This is a genomic window from Variovorax sp. P2_H12, from assembly GCF_056403395.1.
This window is the reverse complement of sequence record NZ_JBFUFO010000278.1, coordinates 1-388: the sequence shown is the minus strand read 5'-3', so window position 1 is coordinate 388 and position 388 is coordinate 1. Positions and strand designations below refer to the sequence as shown.

Below are 388 nucleotides of genomic sequence, written 5' to 3'. Positions count from 1 at the left end.
CCGCCTTCACGTCCCTTCTCAGTTTGTGGATCCTCTGCGGCAGCCGGTCGGCGGTGCGGGCCTCCGCCACGGTGTTGAGGGCGCGCCGATGGAATTCGGAGCAGACCCCGTCGGGTTCCCCGGTCCGCCGCCACAGGGCCACCCCGAAACCGCCGTCGAGGATCCGCACCAGTCCGGCCGTGGTCTCGGGATCCGGCCGGCCGCCGTACCGGCAGAGGACCGGCACGGTCTCGTACGCCAGGGTGTGCAGCCTCGCCACCTCCGGTACGCGTACCCCCATTCCGTCCTCGCAGTCGACGACTTCGGCCTGCATCGAGGAGTTCCGGGTGCTGTTCCAGCGGGCCCTGCGCCGTCTTTCCACTTCGTCGTCCGGCGGCTGCCCCCGCTC

At 71.1% G+C, this 388-nt stretch carries 1 protein-coding gene; it reads right to left on the bottom strand.

From position 1 onward, the window contains the following. The coding region (locus AC1DYK_RS36140; RefSeq protein ID WP_478170645.1) for a VMAP-C domain-containing protein at positions 1-313 on the bottom strand (313 nt) is incomplete at its 3' end. Positions 314-388: the final 75 nt, after the last annotated feature.